The 14,562-nt window shown below is 63.3% G+C and carries 22 protein-coding genes; 3 read left to right on the top strand and 19 right to left on the bottom strand.

The genetic code is table 11. The features are described 5' to 3' along the window. Positions 1-120 precede the first annotated feature (120 nt). The 3 genes from RX331_RS15570 to RX331_RS15560 all read left to right on the top strand — a co-directional run bounded on the left by RX331_RS15570 (position 121) and on the right by RX331_RS15560 (position 3,427). Positions 121-1,098, top strand: coding sequence for a tripartite tricarboxylate transporter substrate binding protein (locus RX331_RS15570; protein WP_317257361.1), 978 nt, complete (start codon positions 121-123; stop codon positions 1,096-1,098). A 7-nt stretch (positions 1,099-1,105) separates the two neighbouring features. Then, positions 1,106-2,599, top strand: a complete 1,494-nt coding sequence (locus RX331_RS15565; protein WP_317257360.1) for an amidase — start codon at positions 1,106-1,108, stop codon at positions 2,597-2,599. A 435-nt stretch (positions 2,600-3,034) separates the two neighbouring features. Further along, on the top strand, positions 3,035-3,427 hold the full coding sequence (locus RX331_RS15560) for a hypothetical protein (protein ID WP_317257359.1): 393 nt from the start codon (positions 3,035-3,037) through the stop codon (positions 3,425-3,427). A 65-nt stretch (positions 3,428-3,492) separates the two neighbouring features. Here the strand turns inward: RX331_RS15560 and RX331_RS15555 are convergent, their stop codons facing one another. The 19 genes from RX331_RS15555 to rplN form a co-directional block, all read right to left on the bottom strand. Further along, positions 3,493-3,840, bottom strand: coding sequence for a DUF1236 domain-containing protein (locus RX331_RS15555; RefSeq protein WP_317257358.1), 348 nt, complete (start codon positions 3,838-3,840; stop codon positions 3,493-3,495). Positions 3,841-3,989: 149 nt separating this feature from the next. Continuing rightward, complete coding sequence (locus RX331_RS15550) at positions 3,990-4,289, bottom strand: DUF1330 domain-containing protein (protein WP_317257357.1); 300 nt, start codon at positions 4,287-4,289, stop codon at positions 3,990-3,992. Positions 4,290-4,317: 28 nt separating this feature from the next. Then, on the bottom strand, positions 4,318-4,776 hold the full coding sequence (gene greA / locus RX331_RS15545) for a transcription elongation factor GreA (protein ID WP_317257356.1): 459 nt from the start codon (positions 4,774-4,776) through the stop codon (positions 4,318-4,320). A 126-nt stretch (positions 4,777-4,902) separates the two neighbouring features. Beyond that, positions 4,903-5,322, bottom strand: a complete 420-nt coding sequence (gene rplQ, locus RX331_RS15540) for a 50S ribosomal protein L17 (protein ID WP_317257355.1) — start codon at positions 5,320-5,322, stop codon at positions 4,903-4,905. 181 nt (positions 5,323-5,503) lie between these two features. Further along, positions 5,504-6,535: a DNA-directed RNA polymerase subunit alpha gene (locus RX331_RS15535; protein ID WP_283034135.1), complete on the bottom strand. Its 1,032-nt coding sequence runs from the start codon at positions 6,533-6,535 to the stop codon at positions 5,504-5,506. A 104-nt stretch (positions 6,536-6,639) separates the two neighbouring features. Then, on the bottom strand, positions 6,640-7,029 hold the full coding sequence (rpsK, locus tag RX331_RS15530) for a 30S ribosomal protein S11 (RefSeq protein ID WP_006021048.1): 390 nt from the start codon (positions 7,027-7,029) through the stop codon (positions 6,640-6,642). A gap of 128 nt (positions 7,030-7,157) precedes the next feature. Beyond that, positions 7,158-7,526, bottom strand: coding sequence for a 30S ribosomal protein S13 (rpsM, locus tag RX331_RS15525; protein WP_283034134.1), 369 nt, complete (start codon positions 7,524-7,526; stop codon positions 7,158-7,160). A gap of 257 nt (positions 7,527-7,783) precedes the next feature. Beyond that, positions 7,784-8,638 (bottom strand): adenylate kinase, encoded by an 855-nt coding sequence (locus RX331_RS15520; RefSeq protein WP_317257354.1) that lies wholly within the window; start codon positions 8,636-8,638, stop codon positions 7,784-7,786. Positions 8,639-8,718: 80 nt separating this feature from the next. Continuing rightward, positions 8,719-10,050, bottom strand: coding sequence for a preprotein translocase subunit SecY (gene secY / locus RX331_RS15515; protein WP_317257353.1), 1,332 nt, complete (start codon positions 10,048-10,050; stop codon positions 8,719-8,721). A 146-nt stretch (positions 10,051-10,196) separates the two neighbouring features. Further along, positions 10,197-10,682 (bottom strand): 50S ribosomal protein L15, encoded by a 486-nt coding sequence (gene rplO / locus RX331_RS15510; protein ID WP_317257352.1) that lies wholly within the window; start codon positions 10,680-10,682, stop codon positions 10,197-10,199. 83 nt (positions 10,683-10,765) lie between these two features. Then, positions 10,766-10,960, bottom strand: coding sequence for a 50S ribosomal protein L30 (gene rpmD / locus RX331_RS15505; protein WP_283034130.1), 195 nt, complete (start codon positions 10,958-10,960; stop codon positions 10,766-10,768). 35 nt (positions 10,961-10,995) lie between these two features. Next, complete coding sequence (gene rpsE, locus RX331_RS15500) at positions 10,996-11,571, bottom strand: 30S ribosomal protein S5 (protein ID WP_029081759.1); 576 nt, start codon at positions 11,569-11,571, stop codon at positions 10,996-10,998. Between the two features lie 63 nt (positions 11,572-11,634). Next, a complete protein-coding gene (gene rplR / locus RX331_RS15495; RefSeq protein WP_317257351.1) occupies positions 11,635-11,994 on the bottom strand; it encodes a 50S ribosomal protein L18 in 360 nt (119 codons plus the stop codon). A gap of 11 nt (positions 11,995-12,005) precedes the next feature. Further along, positions 12,006-12,539, bottom strand: a complete 534-nt coding sequence (rplF, locus tag RX331_RS15490) for a 50S ribosomal protein L6 (protein ID WP_317257350.1) — start codon at positions 12,537-12,539, stop codon at positions 12,006-12,008. 16 nt (positions 12,540-12,555) lie between these two features. Beyond that, a complete protein-coding gene (rpsH, locus tag RX331_RS15485) occupies positions 12,556-12,954 on the bottom strand; it encodes a 30S ribosomal protein S8 (protein WP_283034128.1) in 399 nt (132 codons plus the stop codon). A gap of 14 nt (positions 12,955-12,968) precedes the next feature. After that, the gene (rpsN, locus tag RX331_RS15480; RefSeq protein WP_065750118.1) at positions 12,969-13,274 is read right to left on the bottom strand and encodes a 30S ribosomal protein S14; all 306 of its coding nucleotides are present in this window, start codon (positions 13,272-13,274) and stop codon (positions 12,969-12,971) included. Between the two features lie 44 nt (positions 13,275-13,318). After that, complete coding sequence (gene rplE, locus RX331_RS15475; protein WP_283034127.1) at positions 13,319-13,876, bottom strand: 50S ribosomal protein L5; 558 nt, start codon at positions 13,874-13,876, stop codon at positions 13,319-13,321. Continuing rightward, a complete protein-coding gene (rplX, locus tag RX331_RS15470; RefSeq protein WP_225673667.1) occupies positions 13,869-14,183 on the bottom strand; it encodes a 50S ribosomal protein L24 in 315 nt (104 codons plus the stop codon). Before rplX ends, rplE begins: the two co-directional genes overlap by 8 nt. Then, complete coding sequence (gene rplN, locus RX331_RS15465) at positions 14,183-14,551, bottom strand: 50S ribosomal protein L14 (protein ID WP_011473865.1); 369 nt, start codon at positions 14,549-14,551, stop codon at positions 14,183-14,185. Before rplN ends, rplX begins: the two co-directional genes overlap by 1 nt. Positions 14,552-14,562: the final 11 nt, after the last annotated feature.

The raw sequence follows: 14,562 nt of genomic DNA, 5'->3' as shown, positions 1-14,562 counted from the left end.
AAACAGGGTTGATCGCGAAGTCGATTCAGGGAACCCTGTTGCCATCGATCCGGGATAGCCTGTCGGCAAAACCCCGGCGCGAATTGCCGTGGATTTTGAAGACAGGAGGCCTGTTTCGATATGGTGCGTAAGTTTCTGGCGGCCGCGATTGCGTCGGCCTGTGTGGCGGCGTGTCCGTCGATTGCAGCGGCGCAAGCCAACTACCCCGAAAAGCCGCTTCAGCTCATCGTACCCTTCCCAGCCGGCGGCGCCTCCGACGTGGTCGGGCGCATCGTTGCCGGGGAGCTCGAGGCGCGCCTCGGCAAACCCGTGATCGTGATCAATCGCCCCGGCGGCGGCACCACGATCGCCGCCAAGGAGGTCGCGATCGCGGCTCCCGATGGATACACCCTGTTCTCCAGCTCGAATTCGACCTTCACCTTGCAGAATGCGGTGAAGGAGAACGTGCCCTATGACAGCGCCAAGGATTTCGAGCCGATCGCCCAGACCGGCACGATCACGATGGTGCTGGTCACCCATCGCGACAATCCGATCAAGGACGTTGCAGCGCTGGTCGCGGCGGCCAAGGCCAATCCCGACAAGCTCTCGCTGGCGTCCTTCGGCGTGGCGACCATTTCGCATTTTGCCGGCGAGCTGTTCAAATCGAGCGCCGGCATCAAGATGGTGCACCTGCCCTATCGCGGCAGCGCGCCGGCGATGAACGATTTGATCGGCAAGCACATCGAATATCACGTCGATACCGTGATCGCGATCAGGCCGCAGATCGAAGCCGGCACCGTTCGCCCCCTCGCGGTGTTCTCCGCCAAGCGCTCGCAGTTCCTTCCCGACGTTCCGACGCTCGCCGAACTCGGCTATCCCAACATCGACCTTGTCTCCTGGGGCACCGTCGTCGTGCCCAAGGGGACCCCGACAGCCATTCGCGACCGGCTCGCCTCGATGCTGGAAGAGGCGATCGCGAGCCCTTCGGTGATCGAGCGCTTCCAGAAGGTCGGGTATGAACCGGGCTTCAAGCGCTATTCGGACTGGCCTGGCTTCATCGCCAAGGAAACCGCCGAGATGAAGGAGTTGGCACAGGCCGCCGGGATCAAGGAAGAATAGGCCTGGCATGACAGAGCCGTGCGATCTGCCCGCCGTCACGGCGCGGGCGCTGATCGGCGAGCGCAAGCTTTCGCCGGTCGAACTCATGGACAGTTGCATCGGGCGTATCGAGGCGATCGATCCCGCCGTCAATGCGATCGTCGCGCGCTCGTTCGATACGGCGCGCGAGGCGGCGCAGGAGAGCGAAGCCGCGATGATGCGCGGCGACGATCTCGGGCCGCTGCACGGGCTCCCGCTCGCCGTCAAGGACCTGATCGACGCCAAGGGGCTGCCGACCAGTTTCGGCAGCGTGCTGTTTGCCGACAATATCGCTGCGGCGGATGAGGCGATCGTCGCGATGCTCAAACGCGCCGGCGCCATCGTCGTCGGCAAGACAAACGTCCCCGAATGGGGCGCCGGCGGCAACACCCGCAACGCGCTGCATGGCGCCACCGGCAATCCGTTCGATCCCGAGCGCTCGGGCGCCGGCTCATCCGGCGGATCGGCGGTGGCGCTCGCCACCGGCATGGTGCCGCTGGCGACCGGCTCGGATACCGGCGGTTCGGTCAGAAATCCCGCCGCGTTCTGCGGCGTGGTCGGCTTCCGGCCCTCGCCCGGCCTGATCGCCAGCAACAGCCGCAACATGGCTTGGCTGCAGATCTCGCAGCTCGGGCCGATGGCGAGAAACGTATCGGACGCCTGCCTGATGCTGTCCTGCATGCTGGACCGCGACGCGCGCGATCCGCTGTCGGCGATCCTGCATGCCGGTGGCACGCCCGATGCGGCAGCCTATCGCGATCCGCCGCGAAGCGATCTCGGCAATCTGCGCATCGCCGCGACAACCGACTTCGGCTTTGCGCCAACCGAGCGCGTGGTCGCCGACGCCTTCAGATCGAAGCTCGCTACATTTGGATCGGCCTTCCGCGGCGTCGAATGGACCCACCCTGACTGCAGCAACGCCGATGAGGTGTTCGCGGTGCTGCGCGCCGTCGCTTTCCTCGGCCGGCACAAGGACCTGGCAGAAAAGCATCCGGACAAGGTCGGCCCCAATATCCGCGACAACGTCGCCGAGGGGCTCGGCTATTCGGCGCTCGACGTGGCGCGCGCGCTGTCGATGCAGACCGAGATGTATCGCCGCTGGCAGAGCTTCTTCGGCGTGCATGATTTCGTTCTCGCGCCGGCGATCACGATCAGCCCGCGGCCGTGGTCAGAGCTTTACCCAGCCGTTATCGACGGCAAGCCGACAAAATCATATTTCCACTGGCTGGCGATGGCCTATGCCGTCACCAATGTCGGCCATCCCACGGTCGCGATCCCGGCGGGCCGCGATGGCGCCGGCATGCCGTTCGGCATTCAGGTGATCGGCCCGCGGGGCGGCGATGTTGCAACGCTGGCGGTGGCCCGTGAGATAGAGACGCTGCTGGCCGCCAACCCCGACACCGCCCGCCCTGTTCCTGATCTCGCCTGGCTGGGCCGTCAGCCGCCGATGTCGTCGCGTCCGGGTTTTCGCGACTTCGACTGAGGCGCTTGTCGCGAGGCATCTTCGCCGATTTAAGCCGCCACCGACCCCGCCGGCGCGCGCGCCGCGCTCGATCTTGCGCAACGCGAGCTCGACCGCTTCCTGCTCCCCGTCAATCCGCACTGGCATGGCACCGAAAGCGCCGTCGCTCGCCAGCTTCGCGTGCGGGTGCCCGTAGGTGCGGCGAAAATTCGACGAAAGGCGCACCCGGCGATTTCGCCGCAGCCAGATCAGCCCGGCTCACGCAGCCTTGAGTTCCAAAGTGCTGGGAATTTGACGATTCTAGTCGGCATGGATGGCCCTCGGCTTACGCACCGTCCTGAACACATGTTCATCAAAGTTAAATTTGGCAGTGACGCTTTTGGCGGCGAGCGCCCTGAGAAACGAACTTCACCCGAAAGTGTTTAGCGACTGTCTGACTACGGAAAGGAGTTGTTCATGAGGAAAGCACCTTTGGCTTTGGCTGCGGCAGCGGTCCTGGGCTTGACGGCAGTAACAGCACCTTCGCCAGCGGAAGCCCACTGGCGCGGTGGCGGCTGGGGCTGGGGCGGCGCCCTGGCTGGTGGATTGCTCGCCGGCGCGGTGATTGGCGGACTGGCTTCGAACGCCTACGCCTATGGTCCGGGTTACGGATATTACGGCGGGTATCCCGACTATTACGGCGGGTACTATGGCGGCTATGCGCCGGCCTATTACGGCGGCTATTACAGCGAACCCTACTATCCCGTCGTTCGCTACCGCCGCGTGATTCGGCCCGCTTACGCCTATTATGGCGGCCCGCGGTTCTACGGTCCGCGCTTCTATCATCGACGTCACTGGCATCACTGGTGACGTTTACAAATGAAAAGGGCCGCCGGAAATGGCGGCCCTTTTTGCATGGAGCGACAGAGAATGCCTCAATCGATCTCATGCACCACGGTACGCGTGGCGGGATCGACCAGCATCACGCGGTTGTTCGAATAGACATAGCGATATTTCGTCACCGACGGACCCCAATCCGAAGGCACCGCCTCGAGCTCGACGTCGGTCGGCACCTTGGCGCCAACCACGATCCGTTCGCGTGTTTCGACCGGGCGGATCTTGTGCTCGGTCACGTAGCTCTTGATCCTCGTGCGGTATTCCGGCTCGATCCGAACCGCGGTGCCGGCAGCACCGGTCGTGGTCTCGGTGGTAATGGTCGTCTGCGCGCTGGCCATCGTCGCAACCAGCGACGCGGCCGCCGCAATCATGAACAGCTTCTTCATCTGCTTTCTCCTCAAACCGCATCAGCGCGGCCTTCGAGGAAACAGATTTTCCAGCCTCTTGTTCCGGCCAGAATTGCGCGCTGTAACGCGTTGAACATGCAAACGATACTGCCGTGGCGCGCCATGACAGCGATATTTCGTTGCAAAGCTCAGGCAGGCGCAATCCCAGCGACGAAGATCAGCCGCCGGTCGAACGCAGCCTGCCGCAGCTTCAACGCCTCCGCATATTCCGCCGAGCCGTACCACTCGCGCAAACGCTCCATCGTCGGAAATTCGACGACGATGATGGTTGTCGGCGGCAGGCGGCCTTCGATCAAACGTGCTGCGCCGCCACGGATCAGATAGCGCCCGCCATATGCCGCGATCGTTTTCGCTGCGGCCGTCCGGTAGAGCTCGAACGCTGCCGGATCGCGCACGTGATCGATTTCGGAAATGACATAGGCCGACATCCTCACCTCGCCGGATGGCTGTTGCAGATCACCGGATTTCCAGGATCTCCGCCTCACCTCCGGCGATGGCGACGACGTCGCCGATCGACTTGCCGAACAGCGCGCGCGCCAGCGGCGAGGCGTGCGAGATCGTGCCGCGTGCAGGATCCGCTTCATCCTCGCCGACGATGCGGAAGGTCTGCCGGCGGTCATCCTCGCGCACGATGGTGACGGTGTGGCCGAGCCGCACGACCGAATTGTCCGCGGGTTCGGGGGCGACCCTCGCCGTGGCGCGGCGCGCACTCCAGTAACGCAGATCGCGGCGAGCGCTGGCCAAGGCCGCGCTATCCCCGGCGGATTGCGCCGCAGCCTGGTTCGCCTCGGCAGCGGCCAACGCCTGCTCGATCCGGTCCAGACCTTCAGCCGTGACGTCATTCGGAAGATCGGAGATCGGCCGGTCAGGCAGATCCTCGACGTCCGCGGTTTCCTTGACGAAAGCTCTGCTCATGGAACGTCAACGCTTGGTGGCCGGCGCGGTTCCTATGTCATCACGCAGTGATGACGGCGCGGGGTGCGCCTGCCAACAAAAAAGCGGCGCCGAAGCGCCGCTTTTGACTGAACCGATCCGAAAGGCTTACGCCGCTTCCTCGGCCGCCTTTTCCTGCACCGGGCCGGAATCCTGGCCCTTGGCGTCGACGTCGCGGTCGACGAACTCGATCACGGCCATCGGGGCGTTGTCGCCATAGCGGAAGCCGGCCTTGATGATGCGGGTGTAGCCGCCCTGGCGGTCCTTGTAGCGCGGCGCCAGCGTGTCGAACAGCTTCTTGACCTGGTCCTTGTCGCGCATCTCGGAGATCGCCTGGCGGCGCATGGAGAGACCACCCTTCTTGCCGAGGGTGACGAGCTTCTCCACGATCGGGCGGAGCTCCTTGGCCTTCGGCAGCGTGGTGACGATCTGCTCGTGCTTGATCAGCGCGGCGCACATGTTGGCGAACATCGCGCGGCGATGCTCGGCGGTGCGGTTGAGCTTGCGGTGAACCTTGCCGTGACGCATTGGACTATTCCTTCTTCAATTCTGTCGCGGTGGTTCAGCGACAAGTATACAGGTGGGCTTCCTGCGTTCGCCCAGTCATTCCGGGGCGATGCAAAGCATCTAACCCGGAATCTCGAGATTCCCCGATGCGCAATTGCGCATCTGTGATCGCCGCTTTCGCGACGTCCGGAATGACGAATGCTCAGTAGTGATCCTCGAAGCGCTTGGCCAGCTCGTCGATGTTCTCCGGCGGCCAGCCCGGCACTTCCATGCCGAGATGCAGACCCATCTGGGCCAGCACTTCCTTGATCTCGTTCAGCGACTTGCGGCCGAAGTTCGGGGTGCGGAGCATTTCCGCTTCGCTCTTCTGCACGAGGTCGCCGATATAGACGATGTTGTCGTTCTTCAGGCAGTTGGCCGAACGCACCGACAGCTCGAGCTCGTCCACCTTCTTGAGGAAGGCCGGGTTGAAGGCGAGATCCGGGATGATCTCCTGCGCGACTTCCTTGCGCGGCTCTTCGAAGTTCACGAACACGTTGAGCTGATCCTGCAGGATGCGGGCGGCATAGGCCACCGCGTCCTCCGGGGTGATCGCGCCGTTGGTCTCGATCGTCATGGTCAGCTTATCGTAGTCGAGTATCTGGCCCTCGCGGGTGTTCTCGACCTTGTAGGAGACCTTGCGCACGGGGGAGAACAGGCTGTCGACCGGGATCAGGCCGATCGGGGCATCCTCGGGACGGTTGCGTTCGGCGGCGACATAGCCCTTGCCGGCGGCGACCGTGAACTCCATGCGGATTTCCGCGCCCTCGTCCAGCGTGCAGAGCTGCAGATCGGGATTGAGCACGACGATGTCGCCGACGGTCTGGATGTCGCCGGCGGTGACGACGCCCGGGCCCGACTTCTTCACGACCATGCGTTTGGGGCCTTCGCCCTGCATCTTGATCGAGATGTCCTTGATGTTGAGCACGATGTCGGTGACGTCCTCGCGAACGCCCGCGATCGAGGAGAACTCGTGCAGCACGCCGTCGATGTGCACCGACTGCACCGCGGCGCCCTGCAGCGACGACAGCAGGATGCGGCGCAGCGCGTTACCGAGCGTCTGACCGAAACCGCGCTCAAGCGGCTCGGCGACGACGGTGGCAAACCGGCTCGCGTCGGAGCCCGCCGTCACCTGCAGCTTGTTCGGTCGAATCAGTTCTTGCCAATTTTTCTGGATCGTCACTTTGTCACCCATGGGCCAGTCGATGGTGGTCCGATCACTGGCGTTGGAGATCGCGGATCAGTCCGCGGAAAATTCCAAAAACAATTGCGGGCGGCAGGACCGCCCGCAATCGAACATCAAACCCGCCGGCGCTTGCGCGGACGGCAACCATTGTGCGGGATCGTGGTGACGTCGCGGATCGACGTCACGGTGAAGCCCGCCGCCTGCAGCGCGCGAAGCGCCGATTCGCGGCCCGAACCGGGGCCGGCAACTTCCACTTCCAGCGTGCGCATGCCGTGTTCCTGCGCCTTCTTGGAAACGTCTTCGGCCGCGACCTGTGCGGCATAGGGGGTCGACTTGCGCGAGCCCTTGAAGCCCATCGTGCCGGCCGACGACCAGGCGATGGTGTTGCCCTGCGCGTCGGTGATGGTGATGGTCGTGTTATTGAACGACGAATTCACGTGCGCGATGCCGGAGGCGATGTTCTTGCGTTCGCGGCGGCGTACGCGGGTGGCTTCCTTGCCCATTATCCTAAAACCTTCCTGTGATCTCAAACGCCGCCGTACTGCCAGCGGCTACACCGAAAAAAAGCGAGTGGCTGACGGCCAGTAGCGAATAGAACTATTCGCCACTCGCTATCAGCTATTCGCGAAACTTACTTCTTCTTGCCGGCAATTGCCTTGGCCGGGCCCTTGCGCGTGCGCGCATTGGTGTGGGTGCGCTGGCCGCGCACCGGCAGGCCACGGCGATGACGCAGGCCGCGATAGCAGCCGAGGTCCATCAGGCGCTTGATGTTGATGCCGGTCTCACGGCGAAGGTCGCCTTCGACGAGATAATCGCGGTCGATCACTTCGCGGATTTGCAGGACTTCCTGGTCGCTCAGCTGGCTGACGCGACGATCCAGCGGGATCTTTACCTTGTCCATGATGTCGGCGGCGTTCTTCTGGCCGATGCCATGGATGTACTGAAGCGCGATCAGAACGCGCTTGTTGGTCGGGATATTGACGCCGGCAATACGGGCCACGGAATTCTCTCCTGTCGCCGGCCATCCGGCCGGAAATTTCGTTTAAGGCGCTCGCACGCCTTGTCTTTGGTTGAGCATGATCTTTTCCGAAAACCGGTACCCACTTTCCGGGATCATGCTCTAGCTCGGGCAGGTGTCCACAAACGCGAACACGACGCCCTAACCCCTTGGTTTCCCGGGGCCCGGCATCGTCTGAAAACTATCCGATCTGGATGCGGGGCTTATTAAGGGATTCAAACGGGTTTCGTCAACCGATTCTAGCGTTTAGCTCGCTTTTTCGTGACTTTTTTGGCAGCCTTTGGGGCAGCCCTTTTGGCCGCCTTCCTGGCCTTTCCGGCACCCCGCCCCTTGGCCACCGCAGCCGCTCGGCTGGCTTTCTTGACGGACTTCCTGGCCCCCGTGGGGGTCGATTTAGCGGCTTTACGGGCCTTTTTGGCCGGTTTGGCGGCCTTTTTAGCCGCAGGCTTGCCGGTCTTTCTGGCGACCTCCTTGGCCTTCCGGGCCGGCGCCGCCTTGGGTTCCAGCGCGCCGACGGCAGACAGGATCCGGTTAATCTCGCGCGTCACCTGCTCGATGGTCATCATCCCGTCGACGGTCGCGAGCTTGCGCCGCTCCGAATAGTAGTGGATCAGCGGCTCGGTCTGCGACCGGTAGGCGGCAAGCCGCTTGGTCAGCACCTCCGGCGTGTCGTCGACACGCACCTCTTCGCCGCGCGCGCGCATCTCGGCGACGCGGGTTTCGACACGCTGCAGCAGCGCGCTCTCGTTGACGCGCAGTTCGACCACCGCATCGAGCCGGAGATGCTTCTTCTTCAGGAGTTCGTCGAGCGCCTCGGCCTGCGGCACCGTCCGCGGGAATCCGTCGAGCACGAAGCCCTTGGCGGCGTCGGGCTGGTCGATGCGGTCGGAGATGATGCCGACTACGACCTCGTCAGGAACCAGCTGGCCATTGGCCATGAGGTCCTTGGCCTTCAGCCCGACCGGCGTCTCGGCGGCCACGGCCGCACGCAGCATCTCGCCGGTCGAGAGCTGCACGATTCCGTAGCGCTGCACCAGCCGGTGCGCCTGGGTGCCCTTCCCCGACCCCGGCGGTCCCAAAAGGATCAATCTCATGACTATTCGCCCCCCGGCGCTTGGTGAGCGAAACGCCGCACACCTTGTTATTGAAATTTCAGACCGTGCGTGCCCGCTGATCAGCGGCGGCGGCCCCTCAGCTTGGACTTCCTGATCAGTCCTTCGTACTGATGGGCGAGCAGATAACCCTGCACCTGCGCCACCGTATCCATGGTCACGCTGACGACGATCAGAAGCGACGTGCCACCGAAATAGAACGGCACCGACGCATAGGAGATCAGGATCTCGGGAATCAGACAGACGATCGCCAGATAGATCGCGCCGAGCACGGTGACGCGCGACAGCACGTAATCGATATATTCGGCCGTGCGCTCACCCGGACGAATGCCGGGAATGAAGCCGCCGTGCTTCTTCAGATTGTCGGCGGTCTCGGTCGGGTTGAACACGATCGCCGTATAGAAGAAGGCGAAGAACACGATCAGCGCCAGATACAGGAACAGAAACAGCGGCCGGCCGTGGCTGAGCTGGGTGTTGAGCCACTGGAACCATTCCGGTCCCTTGCCGGCGTTGAAGTTCGCGACCGTCGCCGGCAGCAGCAGCAGCGACGAGGCGAAGATCGGCGGAATCACGCCCGAGGTGTTGAGCTTGAGCGGCAGATGCGAGGACTGGCCCTCGAACATCTTGTTGCCGACCTGACGCTTCGGATACTGGATCAGCAGCCGGCGCTGCGCACGCTCCATGAACACAATGAAGGCGATCACGGCGACCGCCATCACGATGACGATCAGGATCAGGCCGGTTGACAGCGCGCCCTGGCGGCCCAGTTCCAGCATATTGGCCAAGGCTGAAGGCAGCTCGGCCACGATGCCGGCCAGAATGATCAGCGAGATGCCGTTGCCGATGCCACGCGAGGTGATCTGCTCGCCCAGCCACATCAGGAACATGGTGCCGCCGGTCAGCGTGATCGTGGTGGAAAGCAGGAAGAACACGCCGGGATCGCTGACGACGTTGCCGGCGCCCTGCAGGCCGACGGCGATGCCGTAGGACTGGAATGCGGCAAGGATCACCGTCAGATAGCGGGTGTACTGGTTCAGCGTCTTGCGGCCGGCCTCGCCTTCCTTCTTCAGCGCTTCGAGCTGCGGCGAGACCGTGGTCAGGAGCTGAATGATGATCGATGCCGAGATGTACGGCATGATGTTCAGCGCAAAGATCGCCATGCGGTGGATGCCACCGCCGGCGAACATGTTGAACATGCCGAGAATACCGCCGGCCTGCGACTTGAAGACCTGTTCCCAGATCGCGGGATCGATGCCGGGCAGCGGGATATAGGTGCCCAGCCGATAAACAAGCAGCGCACCCAGCGTAAACCAGATGCGCTTCTTCAGTTCGTCGGCCTTCGCCAGAGCGCCGAAATTGAGGTTGGCGGCCAGTTGTTCTGCTGCTGAGACCATGTTCAGGCTTTCTCCCGTCGCCTCCGAGGCCGAGGCCCCATCCGGGGCTATCGGCAGACGCCGGACATTATTTGGTGCTCGGCTTCGATAAGTCCATCATCCCGCGGTGCGGATCGCCTGCCCATTTGCGGGCAATGACGCAGATGTTACGCCGCCTCGCCTTCTTCCTTAACCGGAGCCAGGATCTTGACCGTGCCGCCGGCCTTCTCGACCGCGGCAACCGCGGATTTCGAGGCGCCGTACACCTCGATCGCCAGCTTGGCCTTGAGTTCGCCGCGGCCGAGCAGCCGCACGCCGTCCTTAGCGCGGCGGATCACGCCAGCCTTGACCAGCGATTCGGCGGTCACGGTTTCCTTGGCGTCGATCAGCTTGGCGTCGATCGCGTCCTGCAGGCGATCGAGATTGATCTCGGCGAATTCGAGCCGGAAGATGTTGTTGAAACCACGCTTCGGCAGGCGGCGATGCATCGGCATCTGGCCACCCTCAAAACCCTTGATGCGCACGCCCGAACGCGCGGTCTGGCCCTTGCCGCCGCGGCCGGACTGCTTGCCCTTGCCGGAACCGATGCCGCGGCCGACGCGCATGCGCTTCTTGCGCGAGCCCGGATTGTCGGCGATATCGCTGAGCTTCATCGTTAGCGTCCTTATCCTTTGAGCATGACCTTGACCGGAAACCGGTTCCCGCTTTTCGGGATCACGCTCTCACTTAATCTGACTTACTTCTCGCCGACGACGCGGACGAGATGCTGGACCTTGGTGATCATGCCGCGAACTTCCGGCGTATCCGGAAGCTCGGCAACCCGGCCGATCTTGTTGAGCTTGAGGCCGATCAGCGTCGAACGCTGCGAGTGGTGGCGGCGGATCGCGCTGCCGGTCTGCTCGACCTTGATCGTCTTTGCGGCCTTGGCCATCGTCTTAACTCCAAAAAGCGCGTTGGAAGCGCCGGTTATTCAGCCACCGCTTCAGCGTCGCCGCCAACGCGGCGCGACTGCAGGGTGGACACCTTGATGTTGCGGCGCGCGGCCACCGAACGCGGCGAATCCTGATGCTTCAGCGCGTCGAAGGTCGCGCGAACCATGTTGTAGGGATTCGACGAGCCGATCGACTTCGCCACCACGTCCTGGATGCCGAGCGTTTCGAACACCGCGCGCATCGGGCCGCCGGCGATGATGCCGGTGCCGGCCGGAGCGGCACGCAGATAGACACGGCCGGCGCCGTGGCGGCCGGCGATGTCGTGATGCAGCGTGCGGCCTTCGCGCAGTGCCACCCGCGTCAGGTTGCGCTTCGCCGACTCGGTCGCCTTGCGGATCGCTTCCGGAACTTCGCGCGCCTTGCCGTGGCCGAAACCAACCCGGCCCTTCTGGTCGCCGATCACGACCAGCGCCGCAAAGCCGAAGCGCTTGCCGCCCTTGACGACCTTCGCCACGCGATTGATGTGGACGAGCTTGTCGACGAACTCGCTGTCGCGCTCCTCGCGATCCCTGCTCCGTTCGCGTCCGCCGCGTTCGCGTTCACCTGCCATGGTGTTTTCCAATCTTTAGGGGAAGAAAGCCCCTGTCCTCGTAAATGTCCAAAAACCGGTTCGTTAGAAGCTCAGTCCGCTCTCGCGGGCCGCATCGGCAAGCGCCTTGACGCGCCCGTGATAGAGATACTGGCCGCGATCGAACACCACTTCCTTGACGCCGTTCTTCACGGCGCGTTCCGCCAGCAGCTTGCCGACGGCCTTGGCCGCATCGATGTTGGCGCCCGTGTTGCCGCTCTCGCGCATGGTCTTTTCCAGCGACGAGGCCGAAGCCAGCGTTTCGCCCTTCTGGTCGTCGATGACCTGGGCGTAGATGTGCTTCGACGAACGGAACACCGACAGCCGCGGGCGTCCATTGGCGGACCGGCGCAGCGCGTTGCGCACGCGCTGCTTGCGCCGGGCATTCGTGACCTTCAGTGACATGACCGGCTCCGTTACTTCTTCTTGCCTTCCTTGCGGAAGATGAATTCGTTGGCGTACTTCACGCCCTTGCCCTTATAGGGCTCCGGCGGACGGTAGGCGCGGATCTCGGCGGCGACCTGCCCGACGCGCTGGGAATCGGTGCCCGTAATCGTGATCTCGGTCGGCTTCGGCACCGCGATGGTGATGCCTTCCGGGATCGCGTAGACGACGTCGTGGCTGTAGCCGAGCGCGAGTTGCAGGTTCTTGCCCTGCATTGCGGCGCGGTAGCCGACGCCGGTGATCTCGAGCTTCTTCTCAAAACCCTTGGTGACGCCCTCGACGAGGTTCGCGACCTGGGCGCGCGCGGTGCCGTACATGGCCTGGGCGCGGTTGGTCTTGAACTTCGGCGCAACCTTGACCGCACCGCTCTCGAACTTCACCTCGACGTCGTCATGCACGACGAACTGCAGCTGGCCCTTCGGGCCCTTCACCTTGACGGTCTGCCCTTCGACGGTCGCCGTCACACCGGACGGGATCGCCACAGGCTTTTTGCCAACACGTGACATGGCTAAAAATCCTTCCTCAGAACACCGTGAAGAGAACTTCGCCGCCCACATTCGCGTCGCGCGCGTCGTGGTCGGCCATGATTCCCTTCGGCGTCGACAACACCGAAATGCCGAGACCGTTGTTCACCCGCGGCAGGTTCTTAACCGAGGCGTAAACCCGGCGGCCCGGCTTGGACACCCGCTCGATCTCGCGGATGACCGGCTCGCCGTCGAAATACTTCAGCTCGATCTCGAGCTCGCTGCGGCCCGACGCGTGTTCGACGCTGGCGTAGCCGCGAATATAGCCTTCGCTCTTCAACACCTCGAGCACGCTGGCGCGCATCTTCGAGCCAGGGCTGGAGACCTTGGACTTGGAGCGCATCTGCGCGTTGCGGATGCGGGTGATCAGATCGGAGATTGGATCGTGCGTTGACATCTTGCCGACCCTCCTTACCAGCTCGACTTCACGAGCCCGGGAACAAGGCCCTTGGAGCCGAGTTCACGCAGCGCGATGCGCGAGAGCTTGTTCTTGCGGTAGTTCGAGCGCGGACGACCGGTCAGTTCGCAACGGTTGCGGATCCGGGTCGTCGACGAGTTGCGCGGCAGCTGGGCAAGCTTCAGCGTCGCCGCGAACCGCTCTTCCATCGGCTTGGTCTTGTCGGCGATGATCGCCTTCAGCTTCGCGCGCGCAGGCGCGGCGTTCTTGGCCATCCGCTTGCGCCGGTTGTTCTTCTCGATCGAACTCTTCTTTGCCATGCTTGGCTCCTAGGTTTCCGCGTTTGAGAGGCTTTACAGGCGTCTCACTGCCGGAACGGGAAATTGAAAGCGGTCAACAAGGCGCGCGCCTCGTCGTCGGTCTTGGCCGTGGTACAGACCGTAATGTCCATGCCGCGGGCTTCCGAAACCTTGTCGAAATCGATTTCGGGGAAAATGATGTGTTCCTTGATGCCGAGCGAGTAGTTGCCGCGGCCGTCGAAGCTCTTGGGGTTGAGGCCGCGGAAGTCGCGCACGCGCGGCAGCGCCACCGTCACCAGGCGGTCGATGAACTCGTACATCCTGGCCTTGCGCAGCGTAACCTTGCAGCCGATCGGCTGGTTCTCGCGCAGCTTGAAGGTCGAGATCGCGATCCGCGAATAGGTCACGACGGCCTTCTGGCCGGCGATCATCGACAGCTCGCCGGCGGCGACCTCGGCCTTCTTGCGGTCATTGACCGCGTCGCCGACGCCCATGTTGAGCACGACCTTGTCCAGCCGAGGCACCTGCATGACGTTGGCGTAGCCGAACTTCTCAGTCAGCTGGCCACGAATCGTCCGGTCATACTCCGCGCGCAGGCGCGGCACGTAAGCGGTATCAGCCATCGATCTCTGCTCCCGAGCTCTTGGCAATGCGTACCTTCTTGCCATCAGCCTGAATCTTGAAGCCCACGCGGGTCGGCTTTCCATCCTTGCCGACATAGGCGATGTTGGACAGGTGGATCGGCGACTCCTTGGAGATGATGCCGCCCTCCTGGTTCTGGGTCTGCTTCTGGTGACGCTTCACCATGTTGATGCCACGCACCAGCGCCGTGTTGTCGGCGGGGCGGACCTCGTAGACTTCGCCGGTCCGGCCCTTGTCGCGGCCGGTCAGTACCATGACCTTGTCACCCTTGCGAATCTTGGCAGCCATCACAGCACCTCCGGCGCAAGCGAGATGATCTTCATGTGGTTCTTGGCGCGCAGCTCGCGCGGCACCGGCCCGAAGATACGGGTGCCGACCGGCTCCGACTGGTTGTTGATCAGGACGGCGGCGTTGCGGTCGAAGCGGATGACCGAGCCGTCGGCGCGGCGGATGTCCTTTCGGACCCGCACCACGACGGCTTTCATCACGTCGCCCTTCTTCACCTTGCCGCGCGGAATCGCTTCCTTGATCGACACGACGATAACGTCGCCCACGGTGGCATAGCGGCGCTTGGAGCCCCCCAGCACCTTGATGCACATGACACGGCGTGCGCCTGAATTGTCGGCCACGTCGAGGTTGGTCTGCATCTGAATCATTGATGCACCTC

The sequence above is a fragment of the Bradyrhizobium sp. BWA-3-5 genome (genome assembly GCF_032917985.1).
Taxonomy (GTDB): domain Bacteria; phylum Pseudomonadota; class Alphaproteobacteria; order Rhizobiales; family Xanthobacteraceae; genus Bradyrhizobium.
The sequence above is the reverse complement of the archived record's forward strand: the minus strand, read 5'-3'. Positions and strand labels throughout refer to the sequence as shown.